Annotated in this window: 14 protein-coding genes; 9 read left to right on the plus strand and 5 right to left on the minus strand. The window is 63.8% G+C overall.

Annotation, left to right across the window (positions count from 1 at the left end; all coding sequences use genetic code 11):
- Window positions 1-17: 17 nt before the first annotated feature.
- From FHW75_RS18615 to FHW75_RS18625, 3 genes are all read left to right on the plus strand, one after another.
- Window positions 18-530, plus strand: coding sequence for a sigma-70 family RNA polymerase sigma factor (locus tag FHW75_RS18615; protein WP_019098366.1), 513 nt, complete (start codon window positions 18-20; stop codon window positions 528-530).
- Entirely contained in the window at window positions 527-1,471 is a 945-nt protein-coding gene (locus FHW75_RS18620; RefSeq protein WP_025752594.1) for a FecR domain-containing protein, read from the plus strand. Before FHW75_RS18615 ends, FHW75_RS18620 begins: the two co-directional genes overlap by 4 nt.
- Window positions 1,472-1,537: 66 nt before the next feature.
- Window positions 1,538-3,943 carry a TonB-dependent receptor gene (locus FHW75_RS18625; RefSeq protein WP_027608911.1) on the plus strand — a complete coding sequence of 802 codons (2,406 nt, stop codon included), beginning with the start codon at window positions 1,538-1,540 and terminating at the stop codon, window positions 3,941-3,943.
- A 39-nt stretch (window positions 3,944-3,982) separates the two neighbouring features.
- Here FHW75_RS18625 and FHW75_RS18630 read toward each other — a convergent pair whose 3' ends face one another.
- The gene (locus FHW75_RS18630) at window positions 3,983-4,921 is read right to left on the minus strand and encodes a LysR family transcriptional regulator (protein ID WP_016713859.1); all 939 of its coding nucleotides are present in this window, start codon (window positions 4,919-4,921) and stop codon (window positions 3,983-3,985) included.
- Window positions 4,922-5,068: 147 nt separating this feature from the next.
- On the opposite strand from FHW75_RS18630, the gene FHW75_RS18635 reads away from it, so the two are divergent.
- From FHW75_RS18635 to FHW75_RS18650, 4 genes are read left to right on the plus strand one after another with little or no spacing between them, the layout of a single operon-like run.
- Window positions 5,069-5,896 (plus strand): amidohydrolase, encoded by an 828-nt coding sequence (locus FHW75_RS18635; RefSeq protein WP_025752591.1) that lies wholly within the window; start codon window positions 5,069-5,071, stop codon window positions 5,894-5,896.
- Window positions 5,897-5,937: 41 nt separating this feature from the next.
- Window positions 5,938-7,287 carry an MFS transporter gene (locus FHW75_RS18640; protein WP_183674212.1) on the plus strand — a complete coding sequence of 450 codons (1,350 nt, stop codon included), beginning with the start codon at window positions 5,938-5,940 and terminating at the stop codon, window positions 7,285-7,287.
- Window positions 7,284-8,024 carry an SDR family NAD(P)-dependent oxidoreductase gene (locus FHW75_RS18645; protein ID WP_016713862.1) on the plus strand — a complete coding sequence of 247 codons (741 nt, stop codon included), beginning with the start codon at window positions 7,284-7,286 and terminating at the stop codon, window positions 8,022-8,024. The genes FHW75_RS18640 and FHW75_RS18645 overlap by 4 nt, the downstream gene beginning before the upstream one ends.
- Window positions 8,021-8,848, plus strand: coding sequence for a sugar phosphate isomerase/epimerase (locus FHW75_RS18650; protein WP_025752589.1), 828 nt, complete (start codon window positions 8,021-8,023; stop codon window positions 8,846-8,848). The genes FHW75_RS18645 and FHW75_RS18650 overlap by 4 nt, the downstream gene beginning before the upstream one ends.
- Here the strand turns inward: FHW75_RS18650 and FHW75_RS18655 are convergent.
- Both FHW75_RS18655 and FHW75_RS18660 read right to left on the minus strand, forming a co-directional pair.
- Window positions 8,839-9,255 carry a RidA family protein gene (locus FHW75_RS18655; protein ID WP_016713864.1) on the minus strand — a complete coding sequence of 139 codons (417 nt, stop codon included), beginning with the start codon at window positions 9,253-9,255 and terminating at the stop codon, window positions 8,839-8,841. The two genes, FHW75_RS18650 and FHW75_RS18655, sit on opposite strands and share 10 nt — an antisense overlap.
- Window positions 9,255-10,583 (minus strand): NAD(P)/FAD-dependent oxidoreductase, encoded by a 1,329-nt coding sequence (locus FHW75_RS18660; RefSeq protein WP_019098372.1) that lies wholly within the window; start codon window positions 10,581-10,583, stop codon window positions 9,255-9,257. The genes FHW75_RS18655 and FHW75_RS18660 overlap by 1 nt, the downstream gene beginning before the upstream one ends.
- Before the next feature lie 339 nt (window positions 10,584-10,922).
- On the opposite strand from FHW75_RS18660, the gene FHW75_RS18665 reads away from it, so the two are divergent.
- Together FHW75_RS18665 and argE are read left to right on the plus strand one after the other, a co-directional pair.
- Window positions 10,923-11,600, plus strand: a complete 678-nt coding sequence (locus FHW75_RS18665) for a DUF1028 domain-containing protein (RefSeq protein ID WP_016713866.1) — start codon at window positions 10,923-10,925, stop codon at window positions 11,598-11,600.
- Window positions 11,593-12,753 carry an acetylornithine deacetylase gene (gene argE, locus FHW75_RS18670; RefSeq protein WP_019098374.1) on the plus strand — a complete coding sequence of 387 codons (1,161 nt, stop codon included), beginning with the start codon at window positions 11,593-11,595 and terminating at the stop codon, window positions 12,751-12,753. The genes FHW75_RS18665 and argE overlap by 8 nt, the downstream gene beginning before the upstream one ends.
- 33 nt (window positions 12,754-12,786) lie before the next feature.
- Here argE and FHW75_RS18675 read toward each other — a convergent pair whose 3' ends face one another.
- Both FHW75_RS18675 and FHW75_RS18680 read right to left on the minus strand, forming a co-directional pair.
- Entirely contained in the window at window positions 12,787-14,055 is a 1,269-nt protein-coding gene (locus FHW75_RS18675) for a carbohydrate porin (RefSeq protein WP_016713868.1), read from the minus strand.
- Window positions 14,056-14,180: 125 nt separating this feature from the next.
- The gene (locus FHW75_RS18680) at window positions 14,181-16,598 is read right to left on the minus strand and encodes a glucose/quinate/shikimate family membrane-bound PQQ-dependent dehydrogenase (protein ID WP_027608914.1); all 2,418 of its coding nucleotides are present in this window, start codon (window positions 16,596-16,598) and stop codon (window positions 14,181-14,183) included.
- Window positions 16,599-16,711 lie beyond the last annotated feature (113 nt).

Raw genomic sequence — 16,711 nt, forward strand, 5'->3', positions numbered from 1 at the left:
GCCGCAGGGCCATCCTCATGATCGACGCCGCGCCGCCAACGGAACCTAGCCTGCCTGCCCTGTACCGGGAGCACCGCAGCTGGCTCGAAACCTGGCTACGCCGGCGCCTGGGCAATGCCTGGGATGCCGCCGATCTCAGCCAGGATACTTTTCTGCGGGTACTGACCAGTGCCCAACCATTGGCAGACATACGTGAGCCAAGGGCCTACCTGCTGACAGTCGGCAAGCGCCTGCTGAGCAACTTCCACCAGCGACGTAGCCTGGAACAGGCTTATCTCGATGCTTTGGCCACCTTGCCCGAGCAGCATGTGCCCTCGCCAGAAAAACGCTGGATATTGCTGGAAACCCTGCAAGTACTCGACGAATTGCTCGATGGCCTGAAGGCACCAGTGCGCAAGGCCTTTCTCTGGAGCCAGCTCGAAGGTGTGGGTTACGCCGAAATCGGCAAGCGCCTGGGCGTTTGCGAGCGCTCGGTGAAACGCTACATGGCGCAGGCTTACGAACATTGCCTGCTGGCCGAATTGCAATGACCCCCCATTCCCCCGAAATCCGCGAAGCTGTGCGTGCTGCCGCCCGCTGGCTGGCGCTGCTGGATTCTGGCGACGCCAGTGAGGGCGACTTGCTGCGCCTGGCGCAATGGCGGGCCAGCAGCAGCTTGCATGAAGACGCCTGGCAAAAGGCATCATTGTTGCGTCAGCGCTTTACCGCTTTACCCGGCGCTTTGGCCATGGCAACTCTGGACCGCCCGGACGCCGGCCGACGCGCACTGCTCAAGCAAGCCTTGGCTATCGCCGCGCTGTTGCCGACAGCCTGGCTGGTCAGCCGTGAGCTGCCTCTGGATGCCTGGACTGCCGACATGCACACCTCGGTAGGCGAACGTCGGCAGGTGCTGTTGAGCGATGGCACATTCGTGCAGATGAACACCGACAGTGCGGTGGATATCGACATGAATGCACGCCGCCTGACGTTGCTTCGCGGCGAAGTGGCAGTGAAGGTGCCCGCCAACCTGAACCTGACGTTGCAGGTGCCTTATGGCCAGGTGGTGCTCGGCGGTGGTGAAGTTTGCCTGCGGCTGGTCGATGAGGCCTGCCGGGTATTGGTGGCCGATGGCGTAGCCAGCCTGAAGCCACTGCGCGGCCCGGCACACGTACTGCACGCCGGGCAGCAGGCCAGCTTGCAGGTGGCAGGAGTCGGTCCGGTGACAGGCCTGGATGAATGGCGGCTGGGCTGGCGTGAGGGCGTACTGCGGCTGGATGACCGCCCCTTGGGCGACTTGTTGCACGAGCTGCGCAGGTACCGCCCCGGCGTGCTGCGTTGGGCGCCGGAACTGGAGCGCCTGCGGGTAACTGGCACTTTCCGCCTTGATGATACCGACCGGGTTCTTGCCTTGCTCGCCGCCAGCCTGCCGTTGCAGGTACAAGCACGCACGCGCTACTGGGTCAGCCTTGCTGCACGAGAAAATCGTGCTTGAGGCTGTCCCCTTTTTTTCACTCGCCGGTCATTACCGGTAGAAGAAAATAAAGGGGAGCCATTTTCAATGTCAGCAGTAATGTCTTGCCGCCTGCGCCCACTGGTGCGCGCAGTGCGCCCGTTGTTCGCCATGAGCCTGTTGTTGTCCGCACCCGCCTGGGCTGATGAGCCGGCGCGCCGTGCCTATCAGGTGCCGGCCGCCAGCCTGGGCGCCGTGCTCACCCGGTTTGCCGACCAGGCCGGCGTCAGCCTTTCGCTGGACCCGGCACTGGTCCAAGGCCGGCAGAGTAATGGCCTGTCTGGTAGCTACAGTGTCGAAGAAGGTTTCATGCAGCTGCTGCGTGGCAGCGGCTTGCAGTTGCTGCCGGTGGGTGAGGGGGCCTTCACCCTGATGCCGGCACCCGAGGCCGGTGGCGCTTTGGAAATCGCCCCGACCAGCATCGTCGGCGGGCTGGTCGCAAGCAACGAAACGCAGCCCTATGCTGGCGGCCAAGTGGCCCGGCGGGGCGCGCAAGGCCTGCTGGGGTCGCGTGATTTCATGGAAACCCCATTCAGCATCACCAGCTACACCAGCGAACTGGTGAAGAACCAGCAGGCGCGAACCTTGGGCGAACTGATCGCCACCGACCCTTCAGTCCGGGCCACCAATCCGGCAGGCGGGCGTTTCGAGCAGTTCACCATTCGCGGCTTCAGCCTGTTCAACAGCGATGTGGCCTACAACGGCCTGTACGGTATCTTGCCGACTTACTCGATCGACATGGAAATGGCCGACCGGGTCGATATCATCAAAGGCCCCAGCCAGTTGATTAATGGCATTTCGCCGCGTGGTAGCGTGGGCGGCGGTATCAACGTGCAGCCCAAGCGGGCCACAGACAAGCCGATCACCGAGTTTACCGGCAGCTATGCGTCGGCGGGCCAGGCAGGTGGCGCGGTGGATGTTGGCCGGCGTTTTGGCGAAGGCCAGCAGTTCGGCGTGCGTTTGAATGCTGTGAAGCAGGCCGGCGATACCGAATGGGACCACCAGCGTGTCGAGCGTGAAATGGCGGTACTGGGCCTGGATTTTCGCGGCGAGCGCCTGCGCCTGTCGGCAGACCTCGGCCACACCGAGCGTGACACCGATGCACCGCAGGAGCGTGTGCTGATCGGCGCCAACGCCAAGGTGCCGGATGCCAATGATGTTCGCCACAACTATGCCCAGGCCTGGAGCAAGGCGCGCACCAACGACACCTTTGGTGCGTTGCATGCCGAATACGACGTCAGTGAGTCGCTGCTGGCCTATGGCGCGGTCGGTGCGCGTGAAAGCAACCATGATTTCCTGCGGCACAACGTGTCCATCACCAACGATGCCGGCGACTTCACCGTGCAGCCGCGGGACTTCACCCGCGACGAGTCGGTGCGTACCGCCATGGCAGGCCTTCGCAACTGGTTTCACACCGGGCCGGTCAGCCACGAGTTGAACCTGGCCGCCACCTACTTCTACATGGACTTCACCAACGGCGGCGCCCGCTATGCTTCGGCGCCCAGCAACCTCTACAACCCGGTAGCGACCCCGACCCCGGGCACACCCACCCGCATCGATCCCGAGGTCTACACAGAAAACCGCTTCTCCGGTGTGGCCCTGGCCGACACCCTCGGGTTTTTCGACGACCGCCTGCTGCTGACCTTGGGCGCGCGCTGGCAGCGGGTGCAGGTGGATGACTGGAGCGACGGCGTCAAAGGCGAGACCGCCTACGACGAAGAAAAGGTCTCGCCCTCGGGCGGCGTGCTGCTCAAGGTCACTGACCAGCTGTCGTTGTACGCCAACTACATGGAAGGCCTGAGCCAGGGCAAGATCGCGCCGTCGACGTCGATCAACGAAGACCAGATTTTCCCGCCGTTCACCAGCCGCCAGGTTGAGGTAGGGGCCAAGTACGACCTGGGCCAGGTAGCGTTCACGGCCAGCGCATTTCGCATTCGCCAGCCGGCCTACGAGACGAACGCCACCTCGCGGGTGTTCGGGCCCAATGGCAAGCGTGACAACCGTGGTATCGAGTTGAGCGTATTCGGCGAACCCGTGCAAGGCGTGCGGGTGCTGGGTGGGGTCATGTACATCGACAGCGAGCTGACCGATACCGTGGGTGGCGCCTACGATGGCAATCGCGCGCCGGCCACGCCCGAGTACAACGTCAACCTCGGCGCTGAATGGGACGTGCCGGGTGTGAACGGGCTGACCCTGACAGCGCGAGGCATTCATTCCAGCTCGCAGTACCTGGACCAGAACAACAGCAAGCAGATCGATGGCTGGGAGCGTTACGATCTGGGCGCGCGCTATGCCTTCAAGGTAGATGCTACCGAGGTTACCTTGCGGGCCAGTGTCGAGAATGTGCTGGATGATCGTTACTGGAGCTCGGCGGGGGCTTCGGATGACAGTGAGCCGGGGTTGACCCTTTCCACGCCGCGTACTTACTTGTTGTCGGCAACCATAGGCTTCTAACCCGTGCGCTCCTACACGGGATTGCGCCGGCCTGTTGAATCATGCTGGCGCAATCGCCCGGCCCAGTTTCTGCGCCTGCCCCTGCAACACCCGCATCAAATGCATCGCCGCATGCGACGGCGGCTCGAACCGCGAATAGACAAAGCTGATATCAAAGTGAATTTCATCGGCCAGCGGCACCGCCGCCAACCCACTGTCCTGCGCCACGAATTCGTCGATCACACTGATGCCCATGCCTTGCTTCACCAGGGCCACTGCTTCGTTGGCGTTGGTGAACGACAACAGTGATTTCAATTGCAGCCCGCGCCGCTCGATGTGCCCGGCCAGCAGTTTGCCAAACGGCATGTCGGGCCTGAACAGCAACAGCGCATGGCCTTCCAGCTGCTGCAAGGTCAGCGAGCCATGCCCGGCCAAGGCGTGGTCGGGTGGCATCACCACCACCATGCGCCCGCGCATGAAGGCCTGCGAATGCAGGTGATCGTGCACCACGGGCAGGGCGGCAATCGACAGGTCGACCTTTTTCGACAGGATCTGGTTGGGCATTTCGCCCATCAGCGAGGTTTGCCACTCGATGTCCAGCGAAGGCGCCTCGCGCTTGAGCTGCGCCAGGGCAATCGGGATGACCACCGTCGACAGCGAGGCGCTGCAGGAGATACGCAGCTTGCGGTGGCCGCCGGCACCCAATGACAGCGCACATTCATTCACCTCCAGCGCCGCCTGGTACACCCGCTCGACTTCACGGAACAGCACCTGCGCCTCGGCGGTGGGCACCAGGCGGTTGTTGATGCGCTCGAACAAGCGATAGGCCAGGCGCCCCTCGATGTACTGGATCAGCTTGCTCACGGCCGGCTGCGACACGTACAGCAGCTTGGCCGCCGCGCTGATCGAGCCGGTCAGCATCACCGCACGGAACACTTCCATGTGCCGCAGTTTGAACACCATGGGGCTTGCGTCTGCGCCTTCGTTGCCAAGCAGCATGTGTATTACCTTCGGTTATGGTTTTCGCCATCTGGGTATGAGCGTCAAACCCGCCCACGCAGTATCTTGAACACAGCCAAATCGCCCTTGTGGCGCACAATAACAAGATCTGCAGGCAAGCGCAGCGGTGCTTGCCGGGAGTGCTGCGTGAACATCTTTGACGAACCGAAGATCGATTGCCATAACCATTTGTTTGATCCCGCCCGTTTCCCTTACCACCCCGACGCACCCTATGCGCCCTCTGGCCAGGAGGTGGCGACCCAGGAGCAGTTCACCCGGGTGATGGACGCCTACGGCGTACAGCATGCCTTGCTCGTCGGCCCCAACAGCGGCTACCACACCGACAACCGCTGCTTGCTGCACGCCTTGGCCACCGGGCAGGGGCGGTTCAAGGGCGTGGCGGTGGTCGAGGCGAATATCGCGCTCGACCAGTTGGCGGCGCTGCGGGCGCAAGGGGTGGTCGGTATCGCCTTCAACCCCGCGTTGTACGGGGTGGCCAGCCTCAAGGATGTTAACGGGCTGTTCGGCAAGGTCGCCGAGCTTGACCTGTTCGCCCAGGTGCAGGTGTGCGAAGACCAGTTGCTGGACCTGCATGGCCTGCTGCAAGGCTCCCGAGCGCGTCTGTTGATCGATCACTGTGGCCGCCCGGATGTCGCCGCCGGGGTGCAACAAGCTGGCTTCCAGGCCTTGCTGCGGCTGGCCGACAGTGGCCGGACCAGCGTGAAACTGTCGGGCATGCAGAAATTCGCCGCCGCCGATGCCTTGCTGGAGCAGAGCAGTGCCTACGTCCATGCCCTGCTCGAAGCCTTTGGCCCCGAGGCCTGCGTATGGGGTTCGGACTGGCCGTTCATTCGCCAGCGCTCGCGGGTGGACTACGGCCCGTTGCTGAAACTGGCCGAATGCCTGATGCCGGATGCCCGCATGCGCCGTGCTGTGATGTGGGACACACCCCGCCGTCTGTTCGGGTTCGCCTAGAACCCGGGTTTTGCCATTCCAATAACAAGAGAGCAACCGTCATGAACACTGAACAGAACGCCAGCCTCGGGGTGTTCGACACCCCGGCGCGCGCGCAGCAACGCACCCGCACCCGCTTCACGATCCTGGCGCTGATCTCCGGCGGCACCATGATCAACTACCTCGACCGTAGCGTGATGGGCATTGCGGCGCCCAGCATCAGTGCCGACCTGGGCTTGAACGCAGCGATGATGGGGGTGATCTTTTCCGCCTTTTCGTGGACTTACGCCGCCGCGCAGATCCCGGGTGGCATCCTCATCGACCGGTTGGGCACCAAACTCACCTACTGGCTGGCGCTGACGCTGTGGTCGCTGTTCACCGGCCTGCAAGGGCTGGCGCAGGGATTTCTGTCTTTGCTGGGCATGCGCTTTCTGGTGGGAGTAACCGAAGCACCGTGCTTCCCTACCAACAGCCGGGTAGTGGCCACTTGGTTCCCGCAGAGCGAGCGGGCCAGGGCAACGGGTATCTACACCTTTGCCGAGTACACCGGTCTGGCGTTCCTGACGCCGTTGCTGTTCTGGGTGCTGCATGCCTATGGCTGGCGCTTTCTGCTGATGGCCGTGGGCCTGATGGGCATCCTCTATGGCCTGGTGTGGTGGCGCAAATACCATGAGCCGCACCAGTCCACCACGGCCAACCAGGCCGAGCTGGACTACATCGCCGCGGGTGGCGGGGTAGTCGATGGCGGGCAGAAAGCCACAGTGTTCCGCTGGTCGCAGATTCCGGCGCTGCTCAAGCACCGCAACATGCTGGGCATCTGCCTGGGGCAGTTCGCCTGCAACTCCACCAACGTGTTTTTCCTCACCTGGTTCCCCACTTACCTGGTGACCGAGCGGCACATGCCCTGGCTCAAGGTCGGCTGGGTAGCGGTGCTGCCGTTCATTGCTGCCTCGCTGGGCACGCTGGTCGGCGGCTGGCTGTCCGACGCCTTGCTGCGCCGTGGCTATTCGCTGAATGTGGCGCGCAAGCTGCCGGTGATCGCCGGGCTGCTCACCGCGTCGGTGATCGTGTTGGCCAACTACGTCGAGTCGGATGCACTGGTGATCACCATTCTGTGCATCGCCTACTTCGCCCAAGGGATGTCTGCGCTGGCCTGGATGATCGTTTCCGATATCGCCCCGAAAGGCCTGCTGGGCCTCAGTGGTGGCTTGTTCAACTTGTTCGCCAACGCGGCGGGCATCGTTACGCCCCTGACCATCGGCATCATCGTTTCGCTCACCGGCTCGTTCGTCTGGGCTTTGGCGTTCGTGTCGTCGATCACCGTGCTGGGGGCGCTGTGCTACCTGTTCATGGTCAGCGACCTGCGTCGCTTGCTGGATATTCCAACTGTCGAAAATGGAGCAAAACAATGAGCCAGTACCTGCAAGGCCAGACCGCAATCGTCACCGGCGGCATGCGTGGCATCGGCCTGGCGATCGCCCAGCGCTTGCATGCAGCGGGCGCCCAGGTGGTGATCTGGGACCTCGCTGTCGATGGCTGGAACAGCCTTGAAAAGGGCTTTGAGCCGGTGCTGCGCCAGGCGGTGGATGTGTCATCGCTGGCCTCGGTAGAGGCAGCGTTCGCCGAGACGCTGGCACGCTTGGGGCAGGTGCAGATTCTGGTCAACAATGCCGGCATCAACGGCCCGGTGGTGGCGTCATGGGAGTACCCGCCAGAGGCCTGGGACAAAGTCATCGCCATCGACCTGAACGGCGTGTTCTATTGCTGCCGCACCGCTATCGCGCACATGCGTGAAAACCGCTACGGACGCATCGTCAACATTGCCTCCATGGCCGGGAAGGATGGCGTGCAGTACATCTCGGCCTATTCGGCAGCCAAGGCCGGGGTCATCGCCTTCACCAAGGCGGCGGCCAAGGAGCTGGCGCAGGACGGCGTACTGCTCAACTGTGTGGCACCGGCCATGGTCGAGACACCACTGATGGCCGAAATGACAGCGGAGCACATTGCCGCGAGCAAGGCCAAAATCCCCATGGGGCGCTTCCTCAAGGCGGAGGAGATTGCCAACATGGTCAGCTGGATCGCCGGCCCCGAATGCAGCTTTACCACCGGCTTCGTGTTCGACCTCAGTGGTGGGAGGGCGACCTATTGAATGGCCTGGGCGTGGCGCACCTGACGGCGCTGGAGCTGGCGCCAGTGAGTTTGGTGCGCGAGGCGCGGCGCGCTGGCTTCAGTGCCGTGGGCCTGCGCCTGCACCCGGTGATGCCGGGGGCGCAGGCTTATCCGGTTGCGGCCGGTAGCCAGGCCATGCGTGAACTGCGGGCAGTGATGGCAGGGGAAGGCGTGCGTGTGACGGACATCGAGTTCGTCTCGCTGACGGCGCAAACCCGGGTTGCCGATTACCAGGCGCTGTTGGCCGCCGGTGCCGAACTGGGGGCGACGAGCCTGACGGTGTCGGGGGACGACCGGGATGTTGCACGCCTGACCGGCAACTTTGCAGCGCTGTGCCAATTGGCACGTGACCACGGCCTGCGGGTGGACCTGGAGTTCATGCGCTGGCGGCCGGTGGCGACCTTGCAACAGGCGTGCGCGGTGGTGATGGGGGCGGGGCAGGACAACGGAGGCGTGCTGGTCGATGCCTTGCACCTGTTCCGCTCGGGTGGCCAGGTGGCTGACATCATGCGGGTCAACCCACACCTGCTGCGGGCGCTGCAATTGTGCGATGCACCGCTGCTGGGGCCTGCGGACGATCTGATCATTCAGGAAGCGCGTGAGGGCCGCCTGTTGCCGGGGGAGGGGCAACTGCCGCTGGCGCAGTTGCTCGCGGCGTTGCCCGGCGACCTGTGTATCAGCGTGGAGGTGCCGTCCGCCGGCTTGCCCGCAACACAGCGGCTGCAAGCGGCGGCACAGGTAACCCACGCCTGGTTGCATGACAGGCGTGGGTTACCTGCCGTGCAGGTTGCCGGTCACGCCTGATCCGGCACCACGGCGATCACATCGATTTCCATCAGCCACTCGGCCTGGGCCAACCCGGCCACCACCAGCCCGGTGGAAATCGGGAACACCCCCTTGAGCCACTTGCCCACTTCCTTGTACACCGGCTCGCGGAAGCGCGGGTCGGTGATGTAAGTGGTGGTCTTGACGATATGCGACAGGTCCGAGCCGGCTTCTTCAAGCAGTTGCTTGACGTTTTTCATCGCCTGCTCGGTCTGCGCCCGAGGGTCGCCCAGGCCCACCAGCTTGCCTTCGAAGTCGGTACCGACCTGGCCGCGCACATAAATGGTGTTACCGGCCCGCACGGCCTGGCACAGGTCGTTGTCCAGGGTCTGGTTGGGGTAGGTTTCCTTGGTGTTGAACATGCGGATGCGGGTATGAGTAGGCATCAGTGGGCTCCGAGGGTGCTGACGTTGCTGACGTTGCTGATGGTGTTGTCTTGCTGCTCATCCGCGTCGCGCTGTTCGCGGTCGCGGTAGGCCAGGTAGGTGCGTTGCGTGGCGATGTGGCCGGCGACGTGCTTGGCGTCGTGCCACACGCCCCAGATGAACGACGAGCCACGGCGCGACAGCCACGGCAGGCCCAGGAAGTACACGCCGGGCTCACGGGCTACGCCGCGCTGGTGCTGGGGTTTTCCGTTGGCGTCGAAGGTGTCTACCTGCAGCCAGCTGAAATCCACACCGTAACCGGTGGCCCAGATGATGCTGCTGACACCGGCCTTGGCCAGGTCCAGCTGCTGCAGCGGGTTGACCATGCATTCCGGGTCGGCCAGGCGCTGGCGGGCTTCGGGCTCTTGCGGCAGGTCGAGGCCGTTGCGTTCGATGTAGGCATCGGCGGCATCCAGCAGGGCCAGGTAGTTTTCGTCGCCACGGTTGATGTTCTCGACCAGGTTGTCCTGGAAGCGTGCCACGCCGTTTTCGAACGACTGGGTCAGGCCGACCAGGGTCATGCCTTGATGGGCGAGGGCGCGGAAGTCTACGGTGTGGCCGCCACGGGCGCCGCTGACGGCAATGGTCACGTGCTCGCGGCCGGGCTTGGCGATTTCTGCGTCCCACTCACCCAGCACGCCCAGCCACCAGCAGAAGTCGCGGTTGCGGTAGGCACGCGGTGGGCGGTCGTGGGCACCGACCGACAGGTACACCTGACGGCCCGCACGCATCAGCTCTTCGGCGATTTGCACGCCAGAGGAGCCGGCCCCTACCACCAGCACTGCGCCTTCTGGCAGTTGCTGAGGGTTGTAGTAGGCGGCGGAATGGATCTGGTGCAGGTTGCTGTCCTTTGGCGCAATGGCGGGGATCACCGGCTTCTGGAACGGGCCGGTTGCAGCAACCACACGGTTGGCGCGAATCACGCCTTCATTGGTTTCGATGGTAAAGCCAGGGCGGTCGCTGTTGCGCACCACGCGCTTTACTTCAATACCGGTGCGCACAGGCAGGTTGTACTTGCGTACGTACTGCTCGAAGTAGTCAGCCACCTGGTCCTTGCCGGCGAAGGCGTCAGCGTCGAGGTTGAATTCAAGGCCCGGGAAGCGGTCGTGCCAGACCGGGCCGTTGGCGACCAGCGAGTCCCAGCGGCCAGTGCGCCACGCTTCGGCGATGCGGTTACGCTCCAGCACCAGGTGCGGCACGCCAAGCTTGTTCAGGTGTTCGCTCATGGCCACGCCGGCCTGGCCGGCGCCGACGACGAGGGTGTCGATTTCGAGGTTGTTCAGTGTCATGTCCGAGCCCTTGTTCAGGCGGTTTTTGTCAGGTCGGTTTGGAGGACCGCCGTTGCCTGGGGCCAGACTAGGGATGCGATGCAAATGGCGAAAATAGTATTTAGCTGGTGCTTGCCGATAAAACGGCGAAGGCCCCGAGTTCTGTGGCCTCGCACAGGAGAAACTGGCCCGAAACAAACGTAGGAGCGAGCGCAGCTCGCGATGCGCCGCGCGGGCGGCGCTCGATCTCTGCCTCAGCCAAGTTTTTTCCTGCCTAACCCCTCGGAAAAAGTTGGTTTCGCCTACCGGAAGGTTCCACCCAGAATGCCCTGCATCGCACAGGACAACAGGAGCATCACCATGACCTTCTCCATCATTGGCCGCTGCCAGGAAACCGGCCAGGTCGGCATCGCCATCAGTTCGTCGAGCATTGCCGTGGGTGCCCGTTGCCCTTGGGTGCGTGCCGGTGTTGGCGCCGTTTCCACCCAGAACATCACCTTGCCGGCACTGGGCCCGCAGATTCTCGATGCCCTTGAACAGGGCCAGTTGCCACCCGCCGCCGCGCTGGACCGGGTGCTCAGCGCCAATGGCTGGAGCGAGTACCGCCAGGTCACCGTGATCGACAGCCAAGGGCAGGTGGCGCTGTTTACCGGGCGAGAGGCATTGGGCACGTACAACGCCGTTGCCGGTGAACAGTGCGCGGCGGCGGGTAACCTGCTGTCCTCGACCCAGGTGATCGAAGCAATGGTCGTGGCGTTCGAGCAGGCTGGCGGCCACCTGGCAGACCGCTTGCTGGCAGCCATGCACGCGGCGATGGCTGCGGGTGGTGAAGCCGGGCCGGTGCACTCGGCGGCGTTGAAAATTGCCGGCGAGTTGACCTGGCCATTGGTGGACCTGCGCGTGGACTGGGCTGATACCGACCCGATCGGCGTGCTCGACGGCCTTTGGCAGGCCTATCGCCCACAGATGCAGGATTACGTCACCCGTGCCCTTAACCCGACCGCTGCACCCAGCTATGGGGTGCCGGGCGATGAGTGAATTTGCCAGCCGCGCGCTACTGGCCCGGCTGATCGGCTTTGCTACGGTCAGCAGGGACTCCAACCTTGAGTTGATCGGCTTCATCCGCGATTACCTGGCCGAGCTGGGGGTGGAGTGCGAGCTGTTTCACAACCCGGAGGGCACCAAGGCCAACCTGTTCGCCACCATCGGCCCCCAAAACGTTGGCGGCGTGGTGTTGTCGGGGCACACCGATGTGGTACCGGTGGATGGGCAGGCCTGGACCGTCGAGCCGTTTGCCCTGAGCGAACGTGACGGGCGCCTGTATGGCCGTGGCACGGCCGACATGAAAGGCTTCATCGCTTCGGTGCTGGCCGCCGTGCCCGCGTTCCTCGCCCAGCCTCTGCGTATGCCGGTGCACCTGGCATTCTCCTATGACGAGGAAGTGGGCTGCCTGGGGGTGCGCTCGATGCTGGCCGCGTTGGCGCAGCGCCCGCACACCCCACGGCTGTGCCTGATTGGCGAACCCACCGAGCTTAAGCCGGTACTGGGGCACAAGGGCAAGTTGGCGATGCGCTGCCAAGTCCATGGCGCGGCCTGCCACTCGGCCTATGCGCCCTATGGCGTGAATGCCATCGAGTATGCGGCGAAGCTGATTGGCAAACTGGCTGACATCGGTGACGCCCTGGCCTTGCCGCAGCATCACGACGAGCGCTTCGACCCGCCTTTCTCGACGGTGCAGACCGGGGTGATCAAAGGGGGCAGGGCACTGAACATCGTGCCGGCGGAGTGCGAGTTCGACTTCGAAGTGCGGGCCTTGCCGGGGTTCGAGGCGCAGGCAGTGGCCGACCAGTTGCAGTCTTATGCAGAAGCCGAGTTGCTGCCACGTATGCGCAAGGTCAATGCGGCCAGTGATATTCGCCTGGCGCCCCTGAGCGCCTATCCGGGGCTGGCGACACCTGCCGACAGTGAGGCGGCGCAGCTGGTGGCGTTGCTCAGTGGTACCGATGAATTCGGTACGGTGGCGTTTGGTACCGAAGGCGGGTTGTTCAACCAGGCAGGTATCCCGACCGTGGTGTGCGGGCCTGGCAGCATGGACCAGGGGCACAAGCCGGATGAGTTTGTCAGTGTCGAGCAGTTGCAGGGCTGTGATGCCATGCTGCTGAGGTTGGTGGATTACCTCAGGCAGCATTGACCGAAAATGGGCCGCAACGCGGCCCTTTTCAAGTTAGAAACTGGCCTTGACCTGCAGGCCAACCACCAACGCGTTGTCGATGTCCTTCCCGGAAAACGCCCCAGGCTCGATGATGTATTGCACATCCGGGCGCAGGTTCAGCCAAGGTGTGGCCTGGTAGCCGTAGCTCAGTTCGATCAGTTGCTCGGCGCTGTCGATGTCGGGGAACTGCTGGCCGGCATTGAAGGCGGCATCCTCCAGCACATCGCGGCTGCGCGGGTTGGGCACGGCACGGCCATAACCCAGCGCCAGGGTGTCTTTCGGGCGGCCTTCGAACGGCTTGTACAGCACCACGCCGGCGCCATACCACTTGGTGAACGGCGAGGCAGCCTTGCTCGACGCCGAGTACTGGCCGAAGGCATGCAGGCTGCGCCCTGGCGAGCCTTGGTCGTTCCACACCGCCTGGTCAACCAGCAGGTAATGGCCGCCACGGCCGGACACTTCATCATCGCTGCCGATGCGTTTCACGTCGGAGCTGTCGTAGTAGTAGCCCAGCTTGTACTCGCCCGGCAGTTCACCCTGCAGCTTGTACACCAGCTCCACCGGCACCACGGTGCCCGTGGTGTGCTTGGGGCCAAGGTGCCAGGCACGGCTGGAGTTGCCATTGCTCTCGGGGTCGACGTTGAACGCTGCCACGCGCAGTTGCCAGGCAGGCGAAAGGTCATACTTCACCCGCACGCCCAGGTGGGCATTGGGGTAGTTGGTCCAGCCACTGCCACCCGACATGTTCAGCGGGTGGCCGCAGAAGCCGGCGTTCATGAAGTTGCACAGGATGCCGCTGTCCAGGCCGCCCAGGTCGTTACCCATGGCCATGTAGCCCAGTTTGACGTTGAGTGCCGGGGTGAACAGGGTGCGCTCGTAACTCAGCTCGGTCAGGCGGGTATACAGGCCACCGAAGTTTTCCTGGATTGGCAGGCGGTTGCCGACCAGGTCTTCCGAGGCGCTGTTGCCGCGACGGTCGTTGATGGTCAGCTGGACCTTGCCACCGTTGTCCAGGCCATACAATTTGGACAGGTCAAACTGCACACCCAGCTTCAGGTTCTGCGAGTAACGCGCCGAGCGGTGCAGGCCACCGTGAGCGTTGTAGGCGGTTTCGCCGCTGTAGTCGCCGGTGAACTTGACGCCGTCGTCTTCCAGCTGATGGCGCAGGCCACCCCAGTCACCGGTCAGGGTGCTGCGGGTCATGAGGTCGCCGTCGGCCAGGGCGGTGGTGCTGGCCAGGGCCAGCAGCAGGGTGGGGGTGATGCGGATTGCGGATGGCATTGCTAAATCTCGGTTGTTATTCAGGGCCTCATCGCCGGCAAGCCAGCTCCCACAGGTCCCCACCCTATTTGCAGGTGGCGCGATCCTGTGGGAGCTGACTTGCCGGCGATGCAGGCGACGCGGTCTTACGGCAGTGCGTAAGAAATCACGTAGTCGCCACGGTCAGTCGACTGGCGCGCACCGCCAGCAGTGATCACCACGTACTGCTTGCCGGTCTTCGGCGAGACGTAGGTCATCGGGCCGCCCTGGCTGCCCACTGGCAGGCGGGCCTTCCAGATTTCGTTACCGTTGCTGCTGTCGTAGGCGCGCAGGTAGAAGTCCTGGGTACCGGCGATGAACACCAGGCCGCCTTGGGTCGACAGGGTGCCGCCCAGGGTTGGCAGGCCGATCTTGATCGGCAGGTGCATGCGGATGCCGAGCGGGCCGGTGTCTTCAACAGTGCCCACCGGAACCTGCCAGGCCACCTGACGGGTCTTCATGTCGATAGCGGTCAGGGTGCCGAACGGCGGGGCCTGGCACGGAATGCCGGCGACCGACAGGAAGCGGTTCTTGTTCACCGCATACGGGGTGCCCTTGAGCGGTACAGCGCCCATGCCAGTGTTCAGTGCTTCGCCACCGGACGCCGCGCCACCCTTGTTCTGCGACGGGATCATCTGGATCCACAGGCCCAGGCGCATGTCGTTGACGAAGATGAAACCATGCACCGGGTCGGTGGAGATGCTGCCCCAGTTCATGCCACCCAGCGAACCCGGGAAACTCAGCGACAGGTCGGTGCCTGGCGCGGTGTACAGGCCGTCATAGCGCATTTTCTTGAAGTCGATGCGGCACAGCAGCTGGTCATACGGGGTGGCGCCCCACATGTCCGACTCGGTCAGGGTTTGTGCGCCGATCTGCGGCATACCCACCGATTTTGGCTGGGTCGGGGAGTACGGCTCGTTCGGAATGTTGCTTGGCTTGACCGGTACTTCGTCGACCTGGGTCAGCGGCTTGCCGGTGGCGCGGTCGAGCACGTAGATCTGCCCGGCCTTGGTGCCGATCACCACCGCAGGTACCGACTGGCCGTCGTCCTTGGTGAAGTCGATCAAGCTCGGCTGCATGGGCAGGTCGAAGTCCCACAGGTCGTTGTGAACGGTCTGGAATACCCACTTCTGGTTGCCGGTGGTGGCGTCCAGGGCCAGCACCGAAGCGCCGTAGGTGTGGTCCAGTTTGCTGCGTTCAACGCCATAGATGTCGGTGGACGACGAGCCCATCGGCAGGAACACGGTGTTCATCGCCGGGTCGTAGGACATCGGTGCCCAGCTGTTCGGGGTGCTGCGCACGTAGGTGCTGTCGCCCTGGGGGGCCTGGCGATCTTCCGGGTTGCCCGGGTCGAAGGCCCAGCGCATTTCACCGGTGATTACGTCGAAACCACGGATCACGCCGCCTGGCATGTCCGTCTGGACGTTGTCGGCTACACGGCCGCCGACCACCACGGTAGTGCCGGCCATCAGCGGTGCCGAGGACAGCTGGTAGTAAGAGTCCGGTACGTTGCCCAGGCCCGCTTTCAGGTCCACCTGGCCGTTGTTGCCGAAGCCTTGGCAGAACTCGCCGTTGTCGGCGTCCACAGCAATCAGTCGGCCGTCGATGGTGTTGGTCAGCAGGCGACGCTGGCAGTTGGCACCGGCCGGCACGCTTGCCACCGTGATCGGCGAGCTGTTCGGCTGGGTCGGCTGGGCGATGGCGACCGTGGCATCGAAGTATGCCATGCCACGGCAACGCTGCCAGACCTTGGACTGGGCGTTGATTGCGTTCTTCCACAGCTCTTTGCCGGTGTCGGCATCCAGGGCGATCAGGTTGTTGTGCGGGGTGCAGATGAACACCTTGTTGCCGATCTGCAGCGGGGTCAGCTGGTCTTCGGCACCGTTGCCGTCACTGATGGCCACGTCACCGGTGCGGTAGGTCCAGGCCACTTTCAGCTTGTTGACGTTGTCGCGGTTGATCTGGTCCAGCGCGGCGAAGCGGCTGCCACCTTCGGTGTTGCCGTAGTGGGCCCAGTCTTTCTGCTGCTTGCCATCTTCGACCGGGGTCATGCCCGGGCCGTTGCCAGTGGGGGCAACGCTTGGGTGGGCAACGAACATGTTGCCGGCGGCGATCACCAGCACCACGGCCATCACCCCGGCAACGCCGTAGGCACCACGGCCGGCGCTGGCGCCGTTGGCACGCGCCAGCAGCGGGTAGACCAACGCTACGACCATGCCGATTGCGCCGAACATGAACAGGCGCGAGAACAGCGGCCAGAACACCAGGCCGGCGTCGATCAGCGCCCAGGCGGCGGTACCCACCAGGAATGCCGCGTACAGCCAGGCACCGGCCTGCTTGCGCCGGGCAATCAGCACACCGGCGATGGCCATGGCCAGGCCGCCGATCAGGAAGTACCAGGAACCGCCCAGGCCGGCCAGCTTGACGCCGCCAGCAGCAAGGAGGAGGCCGAGCAGGGCGATGATCACGCCCAGGCCAACCAGGAGGATGTTTGTGGCGCCAGAGGCGCGCGGTGTTTCTTTCATGCCAGGGATCTCAGCAGGTGGAATGTGCGCAGTCTAAGCCCTTAGCTTGCTAATTAACAAGTTGGTACATAATTTTGTGAGGCTGATTGTCGCAGGGCTGAGTTTGCGAAGAT

This window comes from Pseudomonas sp. OG7 (assembly GCF_014192825.1).
Lineage (GTDB): Bacteria > Pseudomonadota > Gammaproteobacteria > Pseudomonadales > Pseudomonadaceae > Aquipseudomonas > Aquipseudomonas monteilii.

Bases quoted from the DNA above. Each gene is read 5' to 3' on its own strand.
- FHW75_RS18615 (WP_019098366.1), top strand. From the start codon at position 18: ATGATCGACGCCGCGCCGCCAACGGAACCTAGCCTGCCTGCCCTGTAC.
- FHW75_RS18620 (WP_025752594.1), top strand. From the start codon at position 527: ATGACCCCCCATTCCCCCGAAATCCGCGAAGCTGTGCGTGCTGCCGCC.
- FHW75_RS18625 (WP_027608911.1), top strand. From the start codon at position 1,538: ATGTCAGCAGTAATGTCTTGCCGCCTGCGCCCACTGGTGCGCGCAGTG.
- FHW75_RS18630 (WP_016713859.1), bottom strand. From the start codon at position 4,921: ATGCTGCTTGGCAACGAAGGCGCAGACGCAAGCCCCATGGTGTTCAAA.
- FHW75_RS18640 (WP_183674212.1), top strand. From the start codon at position 5,938: ATGAACACTGAACAGAACGCCAGCCTCGGGGTGTTCGACACCCCGGCG.
- FHW75_RS18645 (WP_016713862.1), top strand. From the start codon at position 7,284: ATGAGCCAGTACCTGCAAGGCCAGACCGCAATCGTCACCGGCGGCATG.
- FHW75_RS18655 (WP_016713864.1), bottom strand. From the start codon at position 9,255: ATGCCTACTCATACCCGCATCCGCATGTTCAACACCAAGGAAACCTAC.
- FHW75_RS18660 (WP_019098372.1), bottom strand. From the start codon at position 10,583: ATGACACTGAACAACCTCGAAATCGACACCCTCGTCGTCGGCGCCGGC.
- FHW75_RS18665 (WP_016713866.1), top strand. From the start codon at position 10,923: ATGACCTTCTCCATCATTGGCCGCTGCCAGGAAACCGGCCAGGTCGGC.
- argE (WP_019098374.1), top strand. From the start codon at position 11,593: ATGAGTGAATTTGCCAGCCGCGCGCTACTGGCCCGGCTGATCGGCTTT.
- FHW75_RS18675 (WP_016713868.1), bottom strand. From the start codon at position 14,055: ATGCCATCCGCAATCCGCATCACCCCCACCCTGCTGCTGGCCCTGGCC.
- FHW75_RS18680 (WP_027608914.1), bottom strand. From the start codon at position 16,598: ATGAAAGAAACACCGCGCGCCTCTGGCGCCACAAACATCCTCCTGGTT.